This window comes from Pararhodobacter sp. (genome assembly GCF_034676545.1).
In the GTDB taxonomy this organism is placed as follows: domain Bacteria; phylum Pseudomonadota; class Alphaproteobacteria; order Rhodobacterales; family Rhodobacteraceae; genus Pararhodobacter.
This window is the reverse complement of record NZ_JAUCBZ010000015.1, coordinates 3,202,970-3,226,016: the sequence shown is the minus strand read 5'-3', so window position 1 is coordinate 3,226,016 and position 23,047 is coordinate 3,202,970. Positions and strand designations below refer to the sequence as shown.

General features: G+C 64.4%; 21 protein-coding genes. 14 read left to right on the top strand and 7 right to left on the bottom strand.

The window, feature by feature from the left end; translation table 11 throughout:
• The first annotated feature begins 58 nt into the window (after nt 1-58).
• From argS to VDQ28_RS19230, 6 genes are all read left to right on the top strand, one after another.
• On the top strand, nt 59-1,801 hold the full coding sequence (argS, locus tag VDQ28_RS19255; protein WP_323037467.1) for an arginine--tRNA ligase: 1,743 nt from the start codon (nt 59-61) through the stop codon (nt 1,799-1,801).
• Between the two features lie 101 nt (nt 1,802-1,902).
• Nucleotides 1,903-2,928, top strand: coding sequence for an SPOR domain-containing protein (locus VDQ28_RS19250; protein ID WP_323037466.1), 1,026 nt, complete (start codon nt 1,903-1,905; stop codon nt 2,926-2,928).
• Nucleotides 2,929-2,935: 7 nt separating this feature from the next.
• A complete protein-coding gene (locus VDQ28_RS19245) occupies nt 2,936-3,919 on the top strand; it encodes a glycoside hydrolase family 3 N-terminal domain-containing protein (RefSeq protein ID WP_323037465.1) in 984 nt (327 codons plus the stop codon).
• A 6-nt stretch (nt 3,920-3,925) separates the two neighbouring features.
• The gene (locus tag VDQ28_RS19240) at nt 3,926-4,735 is read left to right on the top strand and encodes a ScpA family protein (RefSeq protein ID WP_323037464.1); all 810 of its coding nucleotides are present in this window, start codon (nt 3,926-3,928) and stop codon (nt 4,733-4,735) included.
• On the top strand, nt 4,732-5,397 hold the full coding sequence (gene scpB, locus VDQ28_RS19235; protein ID WP_323037463.1) for an SMC-Scp complex subunit ScpB: 666 nt from the start codon (nt 4,732-4,734) through the stop codon (nt 5,395-5,397). The genes VDQ28_RS19240 and scpB overlap by 4 nt, the downstream gene beginning before the upstream one ends.
• Before the next feature lie 132 nt (nt 5,398-5,529).
• Nucleotides 5,530-5,799, top strand: coding sequence for a glycine zipper 2TM domain-containing protein (locus VDQ28_RS19230; RefSeq protein ID WP_323037462.1), 270 nt, complete (start codon nt 5,530-5,532; stop codon nt 5,797-5,799).
• Nucleotides 5,800-5,904: 105 nt separating this feature from the next.
• On the opposite strand, the gene VDQ28_RS19225 is transcribed toward VDQ28_RS19230, so the two are convergent.
• On the bottom strand, nt 5,905-7,002 hold the full coding sequence (locus VDQ28_RS19225) for a PA0069 family radical SAM protein (RefSeq protein ID WP_323037461.1): 1,098 nt from the start codon (nt 7,000-7,002) through the stop codon (nt 5,905-5,907).
• A gap of 156 nt (nt 7,003-7,158) precedes the next feature.
• On the opposite strand from VDQ28_RS19225, the gene VDQ28_RS19220 reads away from it, so the two are divergent.
• A complete protein-coding gene (locus VDQ28_RS19220) occupies nt 7,159-7,863 on the top strand; it encodes a B12-binding domain-containing protein (RefSeq protein ID WP_323037460.1) in 705 nt (234 codons plus the stop codon).
• Between the two features lie 191 nt (nt 7,864-8,054).
• Nucleotides 8,055-8,588 carry a dihydrofolate reductase family protein gene (locus VDQ28_RS19215; protein WP_323037459.1) on the top strand — a complete coding sequence of 178 codons (534 nt, stop codon included), beginning with the start codon at nt 8,055-8,057 and terminating at the stop codon, nt 8,586-8,588.
• Here VDQ28_RS19215 and truA read toward each other — a convergent pair.
• Both truA and VDQ28_RS19205 read right to left on the bottom strand, forming a co-directional pair.
• The gene (gene truA, locus VDQ28_RS19210; protein WP_323037458.1) at nt 8,585-9,358 is read right to left on the bottom strand and encodes a tRNA pseudouridine(38-40) synthase TruA; all 774 of its coding nucleotides are present in this window, start codon (nt 9,356-9,358) and stop codon (nt 8,585-8,587) included. The two genes, VDQ28_RS19215 and truA, sit on opposite strands and share 4 nt — an antisense overlap.
• 60 nt (nt 9,359-9,418) lie before the next feature.
• Nucleotides 9,419-10,237, bottom strand: a complete 819-nt coding sequence (locus VDQ28_RS19205; protein WP_416349405.1) for an SDR family NAD(P)-dependent oxidoreductase — start codon at nt 10,235-10,237, stop codon at nt 9,419-9,421.
• Nucleotides 10,238-10,338: 101 nt separating this feature from the next.
• Here VDQ28_RS19205 and VDQ28_RS19200 point away from each other — a divergent pair, with 101 nt between their 5' ends.
• The 3 genes from VDQ28_RS19200 (at nt 10,339) to VDQ28_RS19190 (ending at nt 14,152) form a co-directional block, all read left to right on the top strand.
• Nucleotides 10,339-11,748, top strand: coding sequence for a YcjX family protein (locus VDQ28_RS19200; RefSeq protein WP_323037457.1), 1,410 nt, complete (start codon nt 10,339-10,341; stop codon nt 11,746-11,748).
• Complete coding sequence (locus VDQ28_RS19195; protein ID WP_323037456.1) at nt 11,745-12,713, top strand: TIGR01620 family protein; 969 nt, start codon at nt 11,745-11,747, stop codon at nt 12,711-12,713. Before VDQ28_RS19200 ends, VDQ28_RS19195 begins: the two co-directional genes overlap by 4 nt.
• A 140-nt stretch (nt 12,714-12,853) precedes the next feature.
• The gene (locus VDQ28_RS19190; RefSeq protein WP_323037455.1) at nt 12,854-14,152 is read left to right on the top strand and encodes a DUF3422 domain-containing protein; all 1,299 of its coding nucleotides are present in this window, start codon (nt 12,854-12,856) and stop codon (nt 14,150-14,152) included.
• 198 nt (nt 14,153-14,350) lie between these two features.
• Here the strand turns inward: VDQ28_RS19190 and VDQ28_RS19185 are convergent, their stop codons facing one another.
• The 4 genes from VDQ28_RS19185 to gatC are packed head-to-tail and all read right to left on the bottom strand — an operon-like array spanning nt 14,351 to nt 17,727.
• The gene (locus VDQ28_RS19185; protein WP_323037454.1) at nt 14,351-15,010 is read right to left on the bottom strand and encodes an N-acetylmuramoyl-L-alanine amidase; all 660 of its coding nucleotides are present in this window, start codon (nt 15,008-15,010) and stop codon (nt 14,351-14,353) included.
• Nucleotides 15,011-15,013: 3 nt separating this feature from the next.
• Nucleotides 15,014-15,925 carry a hypothetical protein gene (locus VDQ28_RS19180; protein ID WP_323037453.1) on the bottom strand — a complete coding sequence of 304 codons (912 nt, stop codon included), beginning with the start codon at nt 15,923-15,925 and terminating at the stop codon, nt 15,014-15,016.
• A 36-nt stretch (nt 15,926-15,961) separates the two neighbouring features.
• Nucleotides 15,962-17,440 (bottom strand): Asp-tRNA(Asn)/Glu-tRNA(Gln) amidotransferase subunit GatA, encoded by a 1,479-nt coding sequence (gene gatA / locus VDQ28_RS19175; protein WP_323037452.1) that lies wholly within the window; start codon nt 17,438-17,440, stop codon nt 15,962-15,964.
• Complete coding sequence (gatC, locus tag VDQ28_RS19170; protein WP_323037451.1) at nt 17,437-17,727, bottom strand: Asp-tRNA(Asn)/Glu-tRNA(Gln) amidotransferase subunit GatC; 291 nt, start codon at nt 17,725-17,727, stop codon at nt 17,437-17,439. Before gatC ends, gatA begins: the two co-directional genes overlap by 4 nt.
• A gap of 136 nt (nt 17,728-17,863) precedes the next feature.
• On the opposite strand from gatC, the gene VDQ28_RS19165 reads away from it, so the two are divergent.
• The 3 genes from VDQ28_RS19165 to VDQ28_RS19155 all read left to right on the top strand — a co-directional run bounded on the left by VDQ28_RS19165 (nt 17,864) and on the right by VDQ28_RS19155 (nt 23,007).
• The gene (locus tag VDQ28_RS19165; RefSeq protein ID WP_323037450.1) at nt 17,864-19,162 is read left to right on the top strand and encodes a hypothetical protein; all 1,299 of its coding nucleotides are present in this window, start codon (nt 17,864-17,866) and stop codon (nt 19,160-19,162) included.
• Nucleotides 19,159-22,251: an efflux RND transporter permease subunit gene (locus VDQ28_RS19160; RefSeq protein WP_323037449.1), complete on the top strand. Its 3,093-nt coding sequence runs from the start codon at nt 19,159-19,161 to the stop codon at nt 22,249-22,251. The genes VDQ28_RS19165 and VDQ28_RS19160 overlap by 4 nt, the downstream gene beginning before the upstream one ends.
• Nucleotides 22,252-22,503: 252 nt before the next feature.
• Complete coding sequence (locus VDQ28_RS19155) at nt 22,504-23,007, top strand: hypothetical protein (RefSeq protein WP_323037448.1); 504 nt, start codon at nt 22,504-22,506, stop codon at nt 23,005-23,007.
• Nucleotides 23,008-23,047 lie beyond the last annotated feature (40 nt).

Genomic DNA, 23,047 nt, shown 5'->3' with positions numbered 1-23,047 from the left:
AAGCCGATTGACCTTGCGCGCCGCCGTGATAGTGCAAGGACAGCAAAGGAAACGCTCTATGAACCTGTTCACCGATATCCGCGCACTGGTGCTCGACTGCCTTGAAAACATGGTCCGTGACGGCGATCTGCCTGAGGGGCTGGACACATCGAACGTGACCGTCGAGCCGCCGCGTGATGCAGCGCACGGCGATATGGCAACGAATGCGGCGATGGTGCTGGCCAAACCGGCTGGGCTGAAACCCCGCGATATCGCCGAGGCCCTGGCGGCGCGCTTGATCCAGGATCCACGGATCGAGGCGGCAGAGGTCGCGGGGCCTGGCTTTTTGAACCTGCGGTTGGTGCCTGAGGTCTGGCAACAGGTGATCCCGGCGGCGTTGCGGGCGGGCAATGATTTCGGCCGCGCCACCTTGGGGCAGGGGCTGAAGGTGAACGTTGAATTCGTCAGCGCCAACCCGACCGGCCCGATGCATGTCGGCCATACACGCGGCGCCGTGGTGGGCGATGCGCTGGCCAGCCTGCTCGATTTTGCGGGCTATGATGTGACGCGCGAATATTACATCAACGACGGCGGCGGGCAGGTCGATGTGCTGGCGCGCTCGGTTTATGAACGCTACCGCGAGGCGCATGGCATGAACCCGGAAATCGCCGAGGGGCTGTACCCCGGCGATTACCTGATCGAGGTCGGGCAGGCGCTGAAAGAACAGTTCGGCGACACGTTCCTCAACAAGCCCGAATCCGTCTGGCTCGACACGTTGCGCCCGCTCGCGACCGAGGCGATGATGGCCATGATCCGCAGCGATCTGGCCGCGTTGGGCGTTGAAATGGATGTGTATTCCTCGGAAAAGGCGCTCTATGGCACCGGCAAGATCGAAGCTGCGCTGCAGACCCTGCGCGATCAGGGGCTGATCTATGAAGGCGTGCTGGAGCCACCAAAGGGCCGTATGCCCGAGGATTGGGAGCCGCGCGAACAGACCCTGTTCCGCTCGACCGCGCATGGTGACGATGTGGATCGCCCGGTGAAGAAATCGGACGGCACATGGACCTATTTCGCCCCCGATATCGCCTATCATTATGACAAGGTGCAACGCGGGTTTGACCTGTTGATCGACATTCTGGGCGCTGACCACGGCGGCTATGTCAAGCGCATGAAGGCGGCGGTTGCGGCCCTCTCGCAGGGGCGCGTGCCGCTGGACATCAAGCTGGTGCAACTGGTCAAGCTGTACAAGAACGGCGAGCCGTTCAAGATGTCCAAACGCGCGGGCACGTTTGTGACGCTGCGCGACGTGGTGGATATGGTCGGCCCCGACGTGACCCGCTTTGTCATGCTGACCCGCAAGAATGATGCAGCTCTCGACTTTGATTTCGACAAGGTGCTGGAGCAATCGCGCGACAACCCGGTCTGGTATGTGCAATACGCCAACGCCCGCGTGGCCTCGGTGGTGCGCAAGGCCGCTGAAGCCGGCGTCGATGTGTCCGACGCCGCCTTGGCGCAGGCCGATTTCTCGGCATTGGGTCATCCCGCAGAGCTGGCGCTGATCCGGAAACTGGCCGATTGGCCGCGTCAGGTCGAGGCCGCCGCCCGCGCGCAAGAGCCCCATCGCATCGCCGGTTTCCTGTCGGAATTGGCCGCAGACCTGCACGGCCACTGGAATCGCGGCAATGATGCCCCTGAATTGCGCTTCCTGCAGGACGATCCGGGCCTCACCCAGTCGAAAATTGCGCTGGCGCGTGCCGTGGGCGTTGTTATTTTCGCAGGTCTTGCTATCCTAGGGGTCAGTCCTGTCGAGGAAATGCGCTGAATTCAGGCCAGCGCCCTTGGGAGGTCTGTGTCCGGTACCGCCGGGCGCAGTATTTTTAGTAAGCCAAGACCGGAAAAATCCGGCGGGTTTGTGAGGCGAGCATGGCACAATTGCACTACGAGGCGTATCGCGCCCCGCAGCACTCGGGGACTCCGCAGCATCCTGCGGGGTCGCAGACTTACCCATACCAGCAGAACTCCGAGTATGCGCAAGCGCCCGTCGCCGCCCCTCCGCGTGTCGGGCGGTTCGTCAATCTGGTCGGGGCGCTGGTCTCGATGGCGCTGGTCACGGGTGTTGGTATCTGGTCGTATCGCTTGATGGTGCGCGATGTCTCGGGCGTTCCGGTGATCCGCGCTCTGGCCGGGCCATACCGTGTCACGCCGGACGATCCCGGTGGATTGCAGGCCTCGTATCAAGGGCTTGCGGTCAATAACGTCGCCGCCGAGGGCAACGCGGCAGACGCCGCGCAGACCATTGCGCTGGCACCGCCGCCCGTGCAACTGAGCGCCGAAGACCGCGCGGTTGCCGCCTTGGTTGCCTCGACGTCACAGCCCATTGCGGCGCCCAGTAGTCTGGCACCCGTGACGACACCGCCGCAACAGGCGCTGATCGCGGTGCCCGGTGCCGAGGCGCCGCAAGCCGTGGCGCTCGATCTGGTGCCCGCGTCACTGCCCGGCATCTCGCGTTCGCGGTTCCCGCGTGCTCGTCCGGGCGGCGGTACGCAACTCACGGCCGTTGCCGCAGCACCCTCGGCAGACACATTCGCGCAAAACGCCCCAGCCGGAACCGACGCGCAAGCCGAGGCACTGTTGCAAGAGCTGGTAACACGCCTGGCCCCGTCGCAGGTGACTGACATCGACCCCGACACGCTGGCCCCCGGAACGCGCCTTGTGCAATTGGGCGCATATGACAGCGACCTGGACGCGCGCGCCGCGTGGGACAATCTGGCCGCGCGTTTCCCGGCGTATCTGGAAAACCGCGGTCGGATCATCGAATCCGCCTCGGCTGGGGGGCGCACCTTCTATCGGTTGCGCGCGCATGGGTTCAGCGACGAACCCGAGGCACGTCGCTTCTGCTCGGTGTTTCTGGCCGATAATGCCGATTGCATCCCCGTCCTGATCCGCTGACCCGGCGATGATCGGGGCCACCATTCTGGGCTGCGCCGGGCTTTGCCTGAGCAAGGGCGAAGCGGTGTTTTTCCGTGACGCGCAGCCTTGGGGTTTTATCCTGTTCAAGCGCAATGTCGGCGATGCCGCGCAATTGCGCACCCTCACACAGGCGCTTCGTGACGCGGTGGGCCGCGATGCGCCGATCTTCATGGATCAAGAGGGCGGTACCGTGCAACGTTTGCGCCCGCCTCTGGCACGCAATTGGGCCGATGCCAGCGTTCAGTCCGGCGGTGCGCGGGCCGTGTTCCTGAGGCATCATCTGATGGCGGCGGAGCTGCGCGCGATGGGTGTCGATGGCAATTGCGCGCCGGTGATCGACGTGGCCGGGCCACAGACTCACCCGTTCCTGCAACGCCGAATCTGGTCCGCCGATCCGCACCAGACCGCCAAACTCGCCCGCGCAGCGGCCGCGGGGTTGCTGGCGGGCGGCGTGTTGCCGGTGGTCAAACATCTGCCCGGACACGGCGCCGCGAACGCCGACAGCCACCACGATCTGCCGCGCTGCACCGCGTCGCTGGCGGCCCTTGAGGCCCATGATTTCATTCCGGTGCGCGCCTTGCATGACCTGCCGCTGGGGATGACCTCGCATGTCGTGTATGACGCCTTGGACCCCGGCTTTCCGGCGACGGAGTCCGCCGTTGTTCTGCGCTATCTGCGCGAGACCTTGGGGTTTTCCGGGCTGCTGATGACCGACGATATCGGCATGAACGCCCTGCGCGGCACCATGGCAGAGCGCAGCGCCAAGGCGGTTGCGGCGGGTTGCGATCTGGTGCTGCATTGTTCGGGGGATCTGGACGAGATGCACGCGGTGGTGGATGCCGCAGGCCGCCTGCAGGGGGCGGCATTGGCGCGCGGCGACTTGGCCCTCAAGGCGCGCCGATACCCCGGCAACATTGACATTGCAGCGATTGCCGCAGAATTTGACGCTTTGACCAACCCAAAGGCCTGATCCGCGATGAGCGACGTCGAGACGACGGGGGCAAACCCCAATCGCGCGGACCTGGATGTCGCGGCACGGCTCGAAGATGAGGCGCTGATCGTCGATGTCGAGGGCTACGAGGGGCCGCTTGATCTGCTGTTGACCCTGTCGCGCCGCCAAAAGGTCGATCTGCGGCGGATCTCGGTGTTGCAACTGGCCGAGCAATATCTGCGCTTTGTCGAGGCTGCGCGCGTGTTGCGTATCGAGTTGGCGGCGGATTATCTGGTCATGGCGGCCTGGCTGGCGTTCCTCAAATCGCGGCTGTTGCTGCCACCGGACCCCACCGAGGACGGCCCCAGCGCCGAGGATCTCGCCGCGCATCTGGCCTTTCAGCTTGAGCGTCTGGAAGCGATGCGCGAGGCGTCGGGTCGGTTGATGGGGCGCGACCGGCTGGGCCGCGAATTCTTCGCGCGCGGTATGCCCGAAACCATGTCGATCGAGAAACGCACGCAGCACACAGCAACCTTGCTGGAACTGGTGCAGGCCTATGCGCGGATCCGGACCAAGGACGAATTCCGCCCCTATGCCTATGATCGCAAAGATGTTTACCCGCTGGAAACCGCGCTGGACCGGTTGCGTGGCATCATCGGGCTCACGCCGGATTGGGCCGATCTGGCCGGCTTCCTGCCGCCCGGTTGGCGCAAGGCGGGCAGCCGCCGGCGCTCGGCGCTGGCCTCGACTTTTGCGGCCTCGCTGGAATTGGCCAAACAGGGGCAGTTGGAGATCCGGCAATCCGAGACCTTCGCCCCGATCCACCTCCGCGCGCGCCCAGAGGACCGAACATGACCGAGTCTGCCGATGCGCCCTTCGATCCGAAATCGCCGGGTCTGTTTCCCGTGCCACCCATGGCCGAGCAAGAGCGCATGGTCGAGGCGATCCTGTTTGCCTCGGCCGAGCCGGTCAGCATTGCCGAGTTGAACAAACGCCTGCCCGAGGGCTGCGATGCCGCCGAGGCGGTGTCGCATCTGCGCTCGCGCTATGCGGGCCGAGGCGTGCATGTGGTCAAGGTCGGCGACCTTTGGGCCATGCGCACCGCGCCCGATCTGGGCTGGCTGATGCGCACCGAGACGGTCGAGACCCGCCGCTTGAGTCGCGCGGCCACCGAAACGCTGGCGATCATCGCCTATCATCAGCCGGTGACGCGCGCCGAGATCGAGGAGATCCGCGGCGTCTCGCTGTCGCGTGGCACGATAGATCAGTTGATGGAGCTCGACTGGATCCGGTTCGGGCGTCGCCGGATGACGCCGGGACGCCCGCTGACCTTTGTCGTGACCGACGGATTCCTGGACCATTTTGGCTTGGAAAGCCCGCGTGATCTGCCGGGCCTCAAGGAATTGCGCGATGCGGGGTTGCTGGATAGCCGGGGTCTGCCAGGCGGGTTGAGCAACCCGGGCGACGATGACGAGGGCGAAGATCTGACCGGCCAAAGCGAGTTGTTCGAGGATTGATGCGGGTTCCATCACAGTGCAGTTATCGGGCGCATTTCCGCCAAGCGGAATCACGCTCAGATGTGTATTCCTTCTGTTCGGTGGAAATTGCAGCGCTACAGTAGTGCCAAGTTCACTCACAGGAGACTTTTTATGAAATCCCTACTTATCGTGGCCCTTGTCGGGTCGTTTGGCCTGTCGGCTTGCACCATGTCGACGAACGAACGCACGGCGGTTGGCGGTCTGGCAGGCGCAGCCGGTGGCTTGGTTCTGGCAAACGCGTTTGGCGCGAATCCCAACTGGACCATCCTCGCGACGCTGGGCGGCGCAGCGGCGGGTGCCTTGGTTGCCCGCAACGCGCAGACCAATGAATGCGCCTATGCGGATGGCCGTGGGGGGTATGTAACCCAGCGTTGTCGCTAAGATTTTCTGACGCGGGGCACAAAATATCGTGCCCCGCGTCCAATTTGTGACGGTGCGTGCAAGCACGCACCCTACGAGCGGCCACGCCGGTGGCCCGCCTGTCGATCAGAACAGGCACAGTTGATCCCCGGTTTTTGGCGGCGCCCTGAAAAGATCGCGCGCCAGATCTGGCAGTCGATCCTCATATTTCAAGCGTTTTCGCGCCATTTTGACCCGTTGCGCCAGCAAATCCGCCATCGCGCCCTGGCCCCGAAAACGGCTGTGAAAGGCGCTGTCATTGTCTTGGCCCGCGCGCATCTCGCGCAGCCGCGTCATCACCTTGGCGGCGTGGCCGGGGCGATGGTGTTCAAGCCAGTCCTGAAACAGGGGGCTGACCTCTCGCGGGAGTCGCAGCAGGCTCCACCATGCGACCCGCGCACCGGCGTCGCGGGCGGCTTGCATGATGGGCTCGATCTCGTGATCCGAGAGGCCGGGGATGATCGGCCCCATCATCAGGCGCGTCGGAATCCCGGCCTCGGACAGCGCTTTGATCATGCCCAGACGCCGGGTCGGAGCGGGGGCGCGGGGCTCCATCGCGCGGGCCAGTTTGGCGTCAAGTGTCGTCACGCTGATCCCCACTTGCACAAGGTTCAAGGCCGCCATGTCGCGCAAAATGTCGATGTCGCGTTCAATCAACGCGCCGCGTGTGGTGATCGTCACCGGGTGGCGCCAGTCGCGCAACACGTCGAGCAACGACCGGGTTATGCGATGCGTGGCCTCGATGGGCTGCCAGGGGTCGGTGTTCGAGCCAAGGCAGAGCGGTGCCACGCGGTAGGATTTGCGCGCCAGCTCGCGTTCCAGCACTTTGGCGGCATCGGGGCGCGCCACCAACCGGGTCTCGAAATCCAGGCCCGGCGACAGGCCCAGATAGGCGTGGGACGGGCGGGCGTAACAATAAATGCAGCCATGTTCGCAGCCGCGATACGGGTTCACGGCGCGATCAAACCCCAGATCCGGCGATTGGTTCCACGCGATCACGCTGCGCGGCGTCTCAAGGCTGACATCGCGTTGCACCTGTCGTTCCTCGTCTGTGTGGTCCCAGCCGTCATCCATCCACTCGCGTGTGTGCCGCTCAAAGCGTGGTGCGGGCTGCGCGGTTGTGCCGCGTGCCCGCGCGCGCAGGGTCGGATCAACGGCAGGAAGGGGCGGGCGGGCATTTGACATGCGTCAAAATATGAACGAACAGGGAACAAATTTCAAGCGGTTCGCGCAAACAAAGGCTTGCTGTCGCCTTTCATATTGGGCATGTCGGGAATGGACCACCGGACTGTGCGGTTCTGCCGCATCCACGAGTGAGCAACAGTTTCAAGGAATCGCGCCATGGCCGAGGACGACGACATCATCCTGTCGGATTTGAACGACGAAGAGCTTGTCCAGCAGATGATGGACGACCTGTATGACGGCCTCAAGGAAGAAATCGAGGACGGCGTCAATATCCTGCTGGAGCGCAAGTGGACGCCTTATGACGTCCTGACCAAGGCGTTGGTTGCGGGCATGACGATTGTCGGCCACGACTTTCGCGACGGGATCCTGTTCGTGCCCGAGGTTCTGCTGGCCGCCAACGCGATGAAGGCGGGGATGTTCATCCTCAAGCCGCTGCTGGTGGAAACCGGCGCGCCGCGCATGGGCAAGATGGTGATCGGCACCGTCAAGGGCGACATCCACGATATCGGCAAGAACCTTGTCGGGATGATGATGGAAGGCGCGGGCTTCGAGGTTGTCGATCTCGGTATCAACAACCCGGTCGAGAAATACATCGAGGCGCTTGAGCGTGAGGGCGCGGATATTCTGGGCATGTCGGCGCTTCTGACCACGACGATGCCGTACATGAAGGTGGTCATCGACACGCTGAAGGAAAAAGGCACCCGCGACGACTTTATCGTCATGGTGGGGGGCGCGCCGCTGAATGAAGAATTCGGCAAGGCGATTGGCGCGGACGCCTATTGTCGCGACGCGGCGGTTGCCGTGGAAACCGCCAAGATGCTGGTTTCGCGCAAGCACAACCAAGGCACCGCGCGCGTCTGACCTGAGGGCGAATGGTGGAACGGACGTGAACCCTCGGCACCGCGCCGGGGGTTCCCGTGTTTGAAAACCATGCGGACCTGTGAGAGACTGTCCGGACACACAGGAGTGCCCTGACAATGACCCTGTAATCAACACCTCGTTTCCGACTGGCCGTGCGCGGCCTGAACGTGTTGATATGCAGGAGAATTCTCATGCAAGATGTGATCTATGACGTGGCCGTTTCGGTGGACGGCTTCATTTGTGGCGCCGATGGCGATGTGTCCGGCTTCCCCCATGAAGGGGCCGTGGTCGAAGAGTATCGCGCGCGGCTGGCGACCTATGGTGCGGTCGTGATGGGGCGGCGGACCTATGAATTCGGCTATGCCTGCGGGCTCAAACCCGGTGCCAACCCCTACCCACATATGCAGGCGCTGGTGGTGTCCGCCAGCCTTGATCTGCCTGCAGATGCCGCGGTCGAAACGGTGCGCGATGATGTGATCGCGCGCCTGACGCGGCTGAGGCGCGAAATGCATGCGCCGATTTACCTGTGCGGTGGGGGTGCCTTGGCGGGCAGTTTGCTGGTGCAGGGGCAGATCCAGGAACTGCGCCTGAAACGCGCGCCGATCCTGTTGGGTTCAGGCGTGCGGCTGTTTGGCGGCCATGATCGGCCGGTGCCGATGCACCCGTTGGCGCAGACCATCCATGAGCGCGGTGTCATCTATCAGCGGTTCAAGCTGCTGACCTAGCGGCCTTCGAACGGGTCCTGTGCGTAGCCAACGCCAGCCAGATAGAGCCCCTGCGGCGGGCTGACCGGGCCGCAGGCGGTGCGGTCGCGCGCGGCAAGCGCCTCGGCCATGCGGTCAGGATGCCATTTGCCCGCGCCGACCCGCTCCAGCGTGCCGATGATCGAGCGCACCTGATTGTGCAGGAACGACCGCGACCGCAGATGAAAGCGGAACTCGGACCCTGCCGCATAGGGCAATTCGTCGATGCGGATTTCGTCCATGGTTTTCAGCGGTGATTTCGCCTGGCATTGGCTGGCGCGGAAGGTGGTGAAATCATGGTGCCCGATCAGATGCGCGGCCGCTTGCTGCATCGCACCCAGATCAAGCGCACCGCGTACATGCCAGACCAGATCCGGCTCCAGCACCACAGGGGCGCGCCGTGCCACCAGCCGGAACGTATAGCGGCGCTCGATCGCGCTGAACCGGGCGTGGAAATCGTCGGGCACCGCGGCGCAGGCGGTGATTGCAATGGGCAGGGGTTTGAGATGCTGGTTGAGGGCTTGCATCAGGCGATTGGGGTCCCAGGCGCGCGCCAGATCGACATGCGCCACCTGTCCCGTCGCATGGACGCCCGTGTCGGTGCGGCCCGCGGTTGCCAGTCGCGGTTCGGTGGGGTTCAGCAACGCAAGCCGCGTTTCCAGCGCCTCTTGCACCGAGGGCAGGCTCTGTTGTCGTTGCCAGCCGCAGAACGGGCTGCCGTTGTATTCGATGCGAAACGCGAAGCGGGGCATGGCTGGTCCGAGGTTGGGCGCGCGTCTGAATACGGCGACGAGGCGCGCACGGCAACCCCGTCAGCCGCCCGCCCTGAGGATCGCCGCCAATCCGCTGCGGTAGTCGGGATAGGCCAGGGTCACGCCCAGCTCCTCGGCCACGCGGCGCGCGCTCAGACGCTTGTTCTCGGCATAAAAGCTCCGCGCCATCGGGCTGAGGTCGGCGCTGTCAAACGCCACGGCGGGTGGGCAGGGCAAGCCCAGCAATTCGGCGCCATAAGCGGTGACATCGGCCATCGGCGCGGGCGCATCATCCGAAACGATCAGCGCGCCCTCCAGCCGGCCCTTGGCGGCGGCGGCAATGATGGTGCCAAGGTCGTCCACATGGATGCGGTTGAACACCTGACCCGGTTTCATCACCCGTTGCGCCCGCCCGGCGCGCAGCGCGTCAAACACCGAGCGCCCCGGACCATAGATCCCGGCGATGCGGAACCGGGCCAAGGGCACGCCCAAGTGATCGGCATGGGCCTGCCACGCGGCCTCGGCGGTCAAACGTTTGCGCCCGCGCGCGGTTTCTGGTGCGTCGGGCGCGCTGTCGTCGATCCATGCGCCTCCTGTATCGCCGTAGACGCTGCTGGCCGAGGCATAGCCAATCCAGCGCAGGTTCGGTGCGACGTGCCCCTGCAGCACGGGCAACACCGGGTCGCCGTCATCACCGGGCGGCACCCATGAAATGAGGTGCGTGGCACGGGCCAAAGCCCCGGCCACGCCATCAGGCCAGTGCACCGCGGCGTCCCCTTTGGTGCGTGAGGTGCCCAGCACCTGCCACGTCGGCCCCAGCGCGCGTTCGGTGGCCTGACCGGAAAACCCGTGCCCAATGGAGAGAAGTGTTTGCATCATGGGGCCAATATGCGGCGGTTGCGTGAATGGGCAAGCCCTCTGGCCTTCAAAACCCTCGGCATCGTGCCTATTCTGTTAGAAACGCCAACCGGAGTGGCCCTTTGATCAGCAGCATAACCGGGTTTATCGCCCAATCGCTCGAATCTGTCGGCGACACCGTGTCCGAGGCCTTCTTTGAGCCGGTGCTGCGCGTGGGCGTCACCGGCCTGAGCCGTGCGGGCAAAACCGTGTTCATCACGGCGCTTGTGCACAATCTGATGGAACCGGGGCGCATGCAGCGCATGAAGGCGGTGCAAATGGGCACCATCAAGGGTGTCTATTTGCAGCCGCAGCCCGACATGACCTTGCCGCGCTTTGACTATGAAAACCACCTTGCGGCGCTGACCGGTGACACGCCGCGTTGGCCCGATGGCACGCGCGCGGTCAGCGAATTGCGGCTGTCGTTTCGGCTTGCGCCAACCGGGTTGTTTGGCAGCCTGACCGGGCCGCGAAAACTGCACATCGACATCGTGGACTACCCCGGCGAGTGGATCCTGGATCTGGGCCTGATGGGCAAGTCTTATGCCGAGTGGTCCGCCGAGGTGCTCACGCGCTTGCCCAAACGTCCGCAGGCGACGGCCTATCTTGCGGCGCTTGAGGGCGTTGAGCCGCAGTCCAAACATGACGAGGCCACCGCGCAACGCCTGGCACGGGCCTTTACCGGCTATCTGACCGAGGCGCGCGCGGCCGGTTGGTCCGATTGCACGCCCGGTCGCTTCTTGTTGCCCGGCGATCTGGCGGGATCTCCGGTGTTGACCTTTGCGCCTTTGCCCGGCGCTGAGGGCACGCGCGGCAGCCTGTGGCGCGAGAATGCGCGCCGCTTCGAGGCGTATAAATCCAAGGTTATCCGCCCGTTCTTTGAAACCCATTTCGCGCGTCTGGATCGGCAGGTCGTGTTGATCGACGTGCTGGAGGCGGTGCACCGCGGCCCCGCCGCCCTTGAAGATCAGCGCCGCGCAATGGCCGAGGTGCTGGCCGCGTTCCGCCCCGGTGCAAACGGGTTTTTCAGTGCGCTCTTGCGCGGGAAGCGGGTGGAAAAGATCCTCTTTGCCGCCACCAAAGCCGACCATCTGCACCATTCGCAACACGCCAAACTGACCGCCTTGGCTGAGGCCATGCTGCGTGAGGCCCGCGATCGGGCGCATTTCTCGGGCGCGGAAACCAAGGCCCTGTCGATTGCCGCCCTGCGCGCCACCGTCGAGGAAAGCCGCACCCATCAGGGCCGCGAAGTTGACCTTGTGCGAGGGCAGTTGACCGATGGTCGCCAAGTCGCGGTGAATGCGGGCGAGTTGCCCGAGGACCCCGCACGCTTGCTGGCCCCGGCGCGAGACGGCGCAGCGCGTTGGCTGCAAGGCGATTACGGCGTGATGCATTTCGCGCCGCCAACCCTGACCCGGACACCGGGGCAGGGGCTGCCGCATATCCGTCTGGATGCGGCGGCGGAATTCTTGCTGGGGGATCGTTTGATATGACCGAAAATCCACGCCCGTCTGACCGAGGCCCCGTGCTGATCGAGCTTGATGAACCCCTGCCGGATTACGCCGCCGAGCCCGAGATCGACGACCCCGAAGGGCGCGCCATGCAAGCCGCGATCGCGCACCTGGCACAGCCCGCGCGGCGCGGCGCAGGGGGGTGGATCGCGCTCACGGCCTCGGCGCTGGTGTCCTTGGTGCTGGGCGTCGCCGCCTGGGACTTTGCCACAGGTTTGTTGGCCCGAAGTCCGGTGCTCGGCTGGCTGGCGGCGGTTTTGTCGGCGGTGCTGGTTGTGGCGCTGCTGGCTTGGGCGCTGCGCGAGGCGCTGGGGATCCGCCGCTTGCGGCGTCTCGATGCCCTGCGGCACCGCGCCGAGGCGGCGCTCGCGGCGCATGACCTGCCCGAAGCGCGCGCGGTCGCCACGGCCCTGAATACGCTTTACGGCGTCCACGGTCACGATCCGCATGACTCCCTGGACGCCGAAGCCGCCCTCGAAACCGCCGAGGCAACCTTGCTGATCGCACTGGATGCCCGTGTCGAGGCCGAAATAGAAGCCGCCGCCCGGCAAGTTGCGCTGGCCACCGCCTTGGTGCCGCTGGCCTTGGCCGATGTGGCGGTGGCACTGGCCACGAACCTGCGCATGATCCGCCGCATCGCCGAACTCTACGGCGGCAGACCCGGCACGTTTGGCAACTGGCGGCTGGCGAAATCGGTCGCCGTTCACCTGATGGCCACGGGCATGGTGGCGGTGGGGGATGATTTGATCGGTTCGGTGGCGGGCGGTGGGCTGCTGTCGAAACTCTCGCGTCGCTTCGGCGAAGGCGTGGTGAACGGCGCGCTGACCGTGCGGGTTGGCGTGGCGGCAATGGACCTGTGCCGACCGCTGCCGTTTCGCATGGGGCGCAGGCCGGGCGTGACGGTGTTGACCGCAACGGCCCTCAGGGGCTTGTTTCAGCGCGGCTGATCCCGCGCGGCCCGGCGACTGACGCGTTGCACAATTGCAAGGATACCGTTGCACACTGCGGGTTTCAGGGGTTTGCGCGCTGGCGTGGCTTTTCCTGAGCGCGCTTGCAGCCTTTAATGCCGAAAACCCTTGGAATGACCATGTCACCGATCAAAGACCATCCGTTGCGCTATGCGCTGACCAATGAATTGCACGCGCGCCCGGCCCCGGTGATCTCGGTGCCGTCAACGGCGGTGTTCCTGGCGCTCAAGCCCGCCCAGGATGCCGCAGCACGGGACCGCACTCAGGATCGCCGGCAGTTGCTTGCGTTGCTCGACCGCTTCGGCGCGCCGCACCCCGCACCGGACGCCACGCATCACGGCTGCAGTTTGGGGCGGCACGGGTTCAAATGGGAAAACCACACCGAATTCACCACCTGGGTGGCGTATAAAGAGGGTCTGGGCGAGCGCGCCTTCGACCCGTCGGCCTTCGATGTGTTCCCCGAGGCATGGCTCGAAACCATGACCGGCGTGCGTGTATCCTCGATTGTTTTTCATATAGATGTCATGCCTTTGTCAAACGGCGCGCCCGATTCCATGGCATTGCACGCGCGGCTTGACGACTGGTTTGTCGCCGAAAGTCTCGCGGCGGTTTCGGTGCTGGATGGCGCGGCGATTGTTGCCTCGGACTTTCGGATTGATCCGGCAGGGCATACCCGCATGGCGATCTTTGCCCATCCCACAATGGGATTGCGGCGCGTTGGCCGGATCGTTCAACGGCTGAGCGAAATCGAAATGTATAAATCCATGTCCATGCTGGGGCTGGCCAGAGCGCGCGAGGTCTCGCATGAGATGGGCGCATTGGATCAGCGTTTGGCCAATCTGATGGACGAGATGGCCAAAGGGGCAAGCCATGCCGAGGGTGCGCTGGAGGCGTTGATGACAGTATCGGCACAGCTTGAGCGGCTGGAGATGGCGGCGTCGTTTCGATTTGGTGCGACACGGGCCTATGAGGCGATCGTGCACGACCGGATCAGCGTGCTGCGAGAGCAGCGGTTCGAGGGGCGGCAGACCTTTGCGGAATTCATGCGCCGCCGCTACGATCCGGCGATGCGCACGGTCAAGGCGGCAGAAGCGCGGTTGTCGGGCCTGTCAGAGCGCGCCATGCGCGCGGGGCGGTTGCTGAGCACCCAGGTCGAGGTCGCGCGCTCGGCGCAGAATCAGGCGCTGCTGAAGAGCATGGATGGTCGTGCCGATTTGCAGCTGCGGTTGCAGCATACGGTCGAAGGCCTGTCGGTCGTCGCGATCAGTTATTATGCAGTCGGGCTGCTGGCCAATCTGGTGCTGCCCTTTGCCGAGCCGTTTGGTCTGGAGAAAACCGGTGTGATGGCGCTGCTGACCCCCTTGGTGATTGGCGGGGTCTGGCTGGCGCTGAAGCGGATCCGCGCCCGGCTGCATTGATCCGAGAGATTGACGTGGGGGTGCACGGGGCACGAGGCCCCGCGCAACCCCACGTCCGGTTTGCGCAGCCTGCGGCCGCGCGGGGCTGCGCCCCGATCCGGATGATCCACGCGGAGCACAAATCAAGACGTTGTGTCGGGTTTCATATTTACAACATTGGTGATGTAAAAACGCGCCGAACGAGGCGCATCAGTTCACTTATCCAATGTCATACATCTGGGTGAGCGCATCAGCCACGGCTCTGTCATGCGCTGTTTCCGGCCCGTCCGACCCGGTCTGGAACCTGAGCCGGAAGGCCCGAAGCCGGGCCTGTGCCGGCGCTTCGGGGTAGCCGATCTTGTCCAGCGAGGCTTGCAAGGGTCGCGTGCCGTCGCCGGATTGCGCGGGCCATATCGCATGGCCCAATCGTGCCAGGCGACGCCAGTCAAACCGCGCGCCGGGGTCGATCTTGCGGTCGGGTGCCATGTCGGAATGCGCGATGACGCCTGTTGCGGGGATGGCCCAGCGCGTCCGAATGTCGCCAAGCAGCGCCTCCAACGCGCGCATCAAGGGTGCTGCAAACGGGCTTGCCCCGTCATTGTCGAGCTCAATGCCGATCGAACGCGAGTTGACGTCGTCTTGCCCGCGCCAGACCCCGGCTCCCGCATGCCACGCGCGGCGTTCCTCGTCGACCAGCTTCCAGACAGTTCCGTCGCGACCGATCAGATAGTGAGCGGAGACCTCGGCAGCGGGTGAACACAACCTGTCCAACGCCGCCTTGGCCGAGGTCATTTCCGTGAAATGCAAGACGACAAGGCTGGGAGTTTCCCCGTTGCGCCGAGGGCCGAAGTTGGGCGACGGGTGCCAGATCACCGCCACAGGTCAGCGCGAGGCCATCGCCTGACGCAAGGGCGTGGGGTCCCACCAGCAAGCGTATCCGTCGCCGTCGGGGTCAAGGTGCCCAGAGTCGCGCTCGGGCCCGCCATTCTCCAGAAAGGCTTCTTGCGCGGCGTCCTGATTGCGGTACTGAAGACAGGCGTTTTCCCAGCGAGACCAGCGTAACGGATTGATACGGCGGTAAACTTCTGTGCCGGGCGCGTGGTTTGTGCCAAGCGCATAGGCGACGATGTTCGGGCCGCCGCTGACCGAATGCCCGGGGACCGAAGTGACCTCGATCACCTGATATTGTGCACGTTGGCTGGCAATGCGGTCGCGGTCGCTTTCAATGCTCTCGCGGGCCGAGACGGCCTGAAAATCTTGCTCATCCGATATTTGCGGACGAAGGCTGGGGCCTGCGTCAAAGCTGGGAGTCGTGCCAAAGGCGGCGTCCGCCTGGACCGTGCGCATGGTACCCGTCGAGGCTGTCGCAACCGGGCGGGGAGCCGTTTGCGCAGGGTGCTGCACCGCGGCTTGGGCGGGGGGCTGTTGCTGAGGCGCGGCGAGCGGGTGCATGGCAATCGGTGACTGCGGCGCGGCGGTCGCCATCGGCGCCGCAAGAGGGGCGGTGACCGGTGGTGCAACGGGTGCGGCTGCGTATCGAACCGGCACGGCCGCAAGCGTCGATGGCGCAGGCGGCATGGTGGTCGGTGGCACAAGTGCTGTCGCAGAGCGAACCTCTGGCGGCACGGAATAGGGCGCGCCGGACGCAGAGCGCGAGGCCTCTCGTTCCTGAAGATAGCGTTGATAATCGCCAAACCCGACCCCGGTGGTCATGGTGGCATAGGACTCAGGTCCTGCCGAACAGGCCGCCAACCCCAATAGGGTCAGTGCTCCCGCAACTGCCGAAATGCGCATATCTGCCTCTGCTCGTATTCTTGTTTTTTCGGCAGATTACCACCATTTTTGCGGTTTGGAAACAAATCCTGCTGCTTTTTCCAAAACATAGGCGGTGTTGAGCAAATCGGCCTCGGCCCAGGGGCGTCCGATCAGCTGCAGGCCCAGCGGCAGCCCTTTGCCATCAAGGCCCGTCGGCAGCGCAATCCCGGGCAGTCCAGCGAGGTTTACGGTGACGGTAAACACGTCGTTGAGGTACATCTGGATCGGGTCGGCATTGGCCATTTCCCCCAATCCAAAGGCCGCGGAGGGGGTTGCCGGGGTCAGGATCGCGTCGATCCCGCTGGCGTATACCTCGTCAAAATCGCGTTTGATCAGGGCGCGGACCTTGCGGGCGCGGTTGTAATAGGCGTCATAAAACCCGGCCGAGAGCACATAGGTGCCGATCATCACGCGGCGCTGCACCTCGGAGCCGAACCCTTCGGCGCGGGTTTTCTCGTACATCTCGGTGATGCCGTCGCCCGCGTCGAGTTTGGCGCGGTGACCATAGCGCACACCATCATAGCGCGCGAGGTTCGAGGATGCCTCGGCCGGGGCAATGACGTAATAGGCGGGCAGCGCGTATTTGGTATGCGGCAGCGAGATATCGACGATCTCGGCACCGGCATCCTTGAGCATGGCCGCGCCCTCGGACCATAATTTTTCAATCTCCGAGGGCATTCCATCCATGCGATACTCGCGCGGAATGCCAATTTTCCGACCTTTGATGTCGCCGGTCAGGGCAGCCTCGAAGTCGGGGACGGCCAGATCGGCGCTGGTGGAATCCTTGGGGTCATGGCCGCACATCGCGCCCAGCATGATCGCCGCATCGCGCACGGTGCGGGTCATTGGCCCGGCCTGATCCAGCGACGAGGCAAACGCCACGACGCCCCAGCGCGAACAGCGCCCATAGGTTGGCTTGATGCCGACAATGCCGGTGAAGGCCGCGGGCTGGCGGATCGAGCCGCCGGTGTCGGTGCCGGTTGCCCCCAGACACAGGTCCGCCGCCACCGCCGAGGCCGACCCACCCGATGAGCCGCCCGGCGTCAACTGTCGGTCGTCGATCTTCCACGGGTTGACGGCATTGCCATAGCACGAGGTCTCGTTGGACGAGCCCATGGCGAATTCGTCCATGTTCAACTTGCCCAGCATTACCGAACCCGCATCGCGCAGCTTGGCCGACACGGTGGATTCGTAGTTGGGTTTGAAGCCCTTGAGGATATTCGAGGCGGCCTGTGAGGCCACGCCTTCGGTGCAGAACAGGTCCTTGATGCCCAAGGGAATGCCGCACATCGCGGGCGCGTCGCCGGCCTGGAGGCGGGCGTCCGCCGCGCGGGCGCGCTCCAGCGCCAGCTCGGGCGTTTTGTGCACAAAGGCGTTCAGCGCGTCGGCGCCGTCAATTGCGGTCAGGCAGGCCTGTGTCAGGTCAACCGAGGTCACGTCACCTTTGCGCAACGCATCGCGGGCTTGGGCGATTGTCAGGGAATTCAACGTCATTCGACCACCTTCGGCACTGCAAAGAAACCCTCGCGGGCATCGGGGGCGTTTGAAAGGATCTTGTCCTGAATATCACCGTCGGTCACCACATCCTCGCGACGTTTCAGGCGCATCGGCGTGACCGAGGTCATCGGCTCGATGCCCTCGATATCCACTTCGTTCAACTGCTCCATAAAGGTCAGGATGCCCGAGAGTTGCTCTGCCAAGACCGGCAGGTTCTCATCGGGCACACGAATGCGGGCGAGTTTCGCCACACGCCGCGCAGTTTCAAGATCAATCGTGGACATGGCTTTCTCCGGCAAGGACCGCGTTGCGGTTTAGCCGCGCGCGCGGGCCTGTGCAAGGCGCGATGCCATGCGTTGAACGTTGCTTGCGTTTGAAAGGTCAGGGCGATACGGTCAAAAATCATGCAAGGAGTGGAATGTGAGGCGACTTTTAGCCCTGTTGATCTTCGTTCTTCCCATTGCCCTGGCCGCAATGGTGACCTCGCGTCTGGTCGCACAGGCCCCCGGCCCGGTGCGCGTGGCCTCGACGATGACCGGAATGGCGGTTCGCGTCGCGCCGGTTGAGCGGGTGTCGCTTGCGCCCACCGCGCGCGGCTGGGGCAATGTGCGCGCCGCCGAGACCTGGACGGCCGTGTCCGAGGTGCGGGGCAGCGTGATCTGGCACCATGACGCGCTGCAAACCGGGCAGATCCTGTCGGCCGGAACGGTGGTGATGCGCATTGACCCGGCGGATTACGAATTGGCGATTGCACAGGCCGAGGCGGATCTGGATGTGTTGACCGCCGAGGCCGCGCAAATCGAAGCCGAAGCGCTGAACACCCGTCGCGTGATGGCGCTGGAGGAAGCCCGCTTGGCGCTGAGCGAGTCCGATGCCGCCCGCGTGCGCGAGTTGGTCGCCCAGGGCAGCGCGGCACCTTCGCGGGCGGATGAAGCCGAACGTGGCGTTCTGGCCGCGCGGCGCGTGGTCGTGGAGTTGCAAAACGTGCTGGCGCTGATCCCCTCGCGCCAAAGCCGCAACGCAGCGCAGGTCGCGCGCACACAGGCCGCCCTGTCACGGGCGCGTCGCGACCTCAGCCATACCGTGATCACTGTGCCGTTTGACGTGCGGATCACACAGGCGCCCGTGCAGCAGTTTCAATACGTCACGATTGGCCAGCAACTTGCGGCGGGCGAGGGGTTGGACCGCGCTGAAATCCTGGCGCAAGTGCCCATCTCTGCCTTTCAGCGCTTGCTTTCCAGTGCCGATCTGCAAGGCGGTGTTCTGGACAACATGCGCGACGCGCAGATGATCGCGCTGGGCGTCACGGTTGCCCCGGTCGCCAGCCCCGAGCAGATCTGGCAAGGCCGCGTGTCCCGGCTTGAGCCCGCCTTGGATGCCCGCGCTCGCACCGTGCAGGTGGTGATCGAGGTTGATGACCCCTATTCCGGGGCCCGCCCGCCTGAACGCATCCCGTTGGTGTCGAACCTGCAAGTCGAGGTGACGATGGTCGGGCCGCAGTTGCGTGACGTGATCACCATCCCGGCCTCGGCGCTGCATGGCGGCATGGTTTATGTCGCGGACGGCAACGATCAGCTTGAGCTGCGGCCGGTCGAGATGGCGTTCCGGCAGGGTGGAGTGGTGGTTGTCGCCTCGGGGCTTGAGGTCGGCGACCGGGTGATCCTCGATGATATCGCGCCCGCCATTCCCGGTCTGCAACTGCTGCCCGTCACGCCATGATCCGTTGGTTCGCAAAACACCCGACGGCGGCCAATCTGCTGTTGCTGCTGTTTCTGGCGGTGGGGGCGATGACCCTGCCAACTCTGGTGCGCGAAACCTTTCCCGATTTTCGCGACACCGAGGTCGAGATTACCGTAGCCTATCGCGGGGCGACGGCGGGCGAGGTCGAGGACGCGATCTGCCGCCCGTTGTGGGATTCCGTGCAAGGCGTGGAATCGCTGAAGGAACTGACCTGCCGCGCGCAAGACAACCTGGCCCGCGCCGTGGCGGTGATGGCCAGCGGTGGCGATGTGATCCGTTTTGTGAACGCGATCCGCACCGAAGTTGGCGCGATTGACAGTTTCCCCGACCGCGCCGACCCGGCCTTGGTGCGCGAGTTGTTTCGCACCGATGTCGTCGCCTCGGTCGCGGTGTCCGGCGCGATGCCGTTGCATGATCTGGACCTGTTCGCCGACGGTCTGGCCGACCGGATCGCCGCGCTGCCCGAGATCGCGCTGGTCAATCGCTCGGGGCTGGGCACACGGCAATTCCGCATCGAGGCCTCGCGCGCGGTGCTGGCGCAGCATGGGCTGACGGTGGCCGGTCTGGCGGCTGTGCTGGGCGCGCAGAGCCTGGATCAGCCGGTCGGCACGCTGGAGACGCCGGGCAGCGACCTGCGCCTGCGCCTGACCGAGGAGCGGCGCAGCATCGCGGAACTGGCGGACCTGCCGGTGCTGGTGCTGGACAATGGCGCACGCTTGGTGCTGGGCGATGTCGCGACAATCACCGAAACGCATCTGCCCGCCGAGGAGCGCGCCTATCTCGACGGGGTGCCCGCCATTCTGCTGGAAATCCACAAGCCGCGCGGCACCGATGCCCTGCGCGCACTGGAAGTCCTGCGCGGCGTGATCACCCGCGAATCCGAAGCCGCGCCCGCCAGCCTGCAAGTGCTGGTGGTGCAGGACACCACCTCGATTGTGCGTGACCGTCTGGCCATGCTGGTGCGCAACGGGGCCATGGGGCTGGTGCTGGTGGTGATTGTGATGAGCCTGTTTTTCCGCCCCGGATTGGCGCTTTGGGCGGCGATGGGTCTGCCGGTGGCGATGGCGGGGGCGCTGGCGTGGATGGCCGTGACGGGCCTGACGTTGAACATGATCACCATGACCGCGCTGTTGATGGCGATAGGCATCGTGATGGACGATTCCATCGTCTTGTCGGATTCCATCGCCGTCGAGGCCGCCAAGGGTGGGCACGGCGTTGATGCGGTGGTGCGTGGTGCGCTGGCCGTGGTGCCGGGGGTGTCGGCCTCGTTCATGACCACGGTGGCGGTGTTCGGCCCGCTGTCATTCCTGTCGGGGACCATGGGCAAGGTGCTGGAAGTCCTGCCGATTGTGCTGATTGCCGCCCTTGCCGCCAGTCTGATCGAGGCATTTCTGATTCTGCCGCATCACCTGCGCCACGAGGCCGACCGCCTCCCCAAACCGCCCGGATTTTTCCGCCGCACGTTTGATGGCGGGTTTGAAAAGCTGCGCGACGGCATGGGTTGGCTGGCGGACCAATCCATCAAGGCGCGCTATCTGACGACCGGATTGGCGATTGCGGGTTTGGTGCTGACGGTGGGCGGTCTGGCCTCGGGGATCGTCAAGCGCGAGGCTTTCCCCGATATCGACGGTGACGTGGTCGAGGCGCGGATCATGATGCCGCAGGGCACGCCCTTGGCCCGCACCGAGATCGCCGTCGCGCAGGTCGAGGCGGCGCTGGCCGAGGTCAACGCGGCCTTCACCCCGGACCAGCCTGACGCGCAATCCTTGGTCATTCGGCGCATCACGCGCTTCAACCGCAACCTGTCCGCCGGGGAAACCGGCGCGCATGTGGCAACCATTTCGGTGGACCTGCTGGGCGCCGAGACCCGCGCGACAACGCTGGACGGTTTCACAACCGCCTGGCGCGAGGCCATCGGCGCGCTGCCCGGTGCGGCATCCTTGATCATCACCGAACCGGGGTTGGGGCCGCAGGGCGTGGCGCTGGAGTTGCGCATGACCCACCGCGATCTGGATGTGCTGCAGCAAAACGCCAGCCTGTTGTTGCACGAGTTGCAAACCTATCGCGGGGTGCGCAACGCCTCGATCAACCTGCGCCCCGGCAAACCGGAATTGCGCCTGACCCTGACCGAGGGTGCCCCGGCGCTGGGCCTGACCTCGGCCGAGGTGGCCAATCAGTTGCGCGCGGCGTTTCTGGGGGCGTCCCTGACCGAGGTGCGCACCGGGGCCATCGCGCATGACATCGAATTGATCCTGACGCTGGAGGACCGCGATCAACGCGCGGATCTGTCCGACTTCACCTTTCTTCTGGCGGATGGACGCACGGTGCCGCTGGACACGGTGCTGCGCATCTCCGAGGCGCGGGGCTGGGGCACGATCACGCATGTGGACGGGTTGCGCAGTGTCACCATCGAGGCCGATGTCGATCCGAGACTGGGCAACGCCGACGCCATCACCGCCGATCTGCGCGCCGGCTTCCTGCCATCGCTGATCGGGCGCGTGCCGGGTCTGCAAGTGCATGTCGAGGGGCAAGCCGCCAATCTGGCGGAAACCTCGGGCTCGATCCTCAGGGGGTTCGCCATCGGCTTGCTCGGCATCTATCTGGTGCTGTCCTTCCAGTTTCGCAGTTACACCGAGCCGGTGATCGTCATGCTGACCATTCCGCTGGCGCTGATCGGCGTCGTCTGGGGGCATTGGTTGATGGGCTATGACATCTCCATGCCATCAATGATGGGCGCGGCGTCGCTGGCGGGGATTGTGGTGAACAACGCCATTCTGCTGGTCGAGGTGATCAAGGCACGCCGCGCCGAGGGGCTGCTGTTGGCCCATGCCGCCGGCGAGGCCGTGCGGGCGCGGTTCCGGCCGATCCTGATCACCGTCAGCACCACCGTGATCGGCATGGTCCCGCTGCTGACCGAGGCCTCGCTTCAGGCGCAGGTGTTGAAACCGCTGGTCGTGGCGCTGGTGTTCGGGATGCTGGCCTCGACGCTGCTGGTCCTGCTGGTTCTGCCCGCGTTCTACGCGATTCTCGATGATCTGGGTTTGGCGCGAAAGTCGAATCGCGCATAGGGCGTTTGGCTGACCAAAACTCGGTCTTGCGTGGTGAATAGCAGCGCAAAGGTCATTCATTGGAATGGCTATCCCATTCTCTTTCTTGCGATAAATGGCATTTAAGTCCCGTAATAAAAACGAGAGTTAAATGGATTATAGGTTCCGATTATCTATCTATTAAAGATAGCGAAATCGTGATATCGTGGGTTTCTTGGCGAGGTGCGTTGTCTTCCTTGAGGGCAATAGCAGGTTTATTGGAGGGGGAATACCATGAAACGATTTACGCGTATGCTTGGCTCCGCTGCAGTATTAACGGCAGCGCTTGCAACACAATCTCTGGCTCAGACCGGGACCGGACAATTCAATGGCGGCGGTGTGATGTATGGCTTCACGCCAGCTTGCATAAACGTTGGTTGGCGCGAGCAGGGTTTTCAAGTCAGTGCAAGGTTTCACCCGAATGGTGTTGGCTCTAACGGGGATTGGGAGTCCATTGTTCTGAATACACAGACGAATTCGATCGGAACAACGGTGTACGGCGGCTCGTTCTCGGGCATATGGCAGGCTGCGGAACACGGCGGGAACTTTTCGCGGCCGTGGTGGATTCTGCAAGGGGACGACAATCATGCCGATATCCGGATTTTGGCGATGTGGCCTCGGACCGTAAGTGAAACGACAGCGGATCCGGTGACGATCCGCGGGCAAATCAGGCATATGGGCGGCACGCAATGGTGCAGGGCCAATTTTGATGTGATCGTTGTTCAGCAAATGAACTGACTTTATTCCACCCGCTTTTTATATTCCCGCCGCTGAGTAA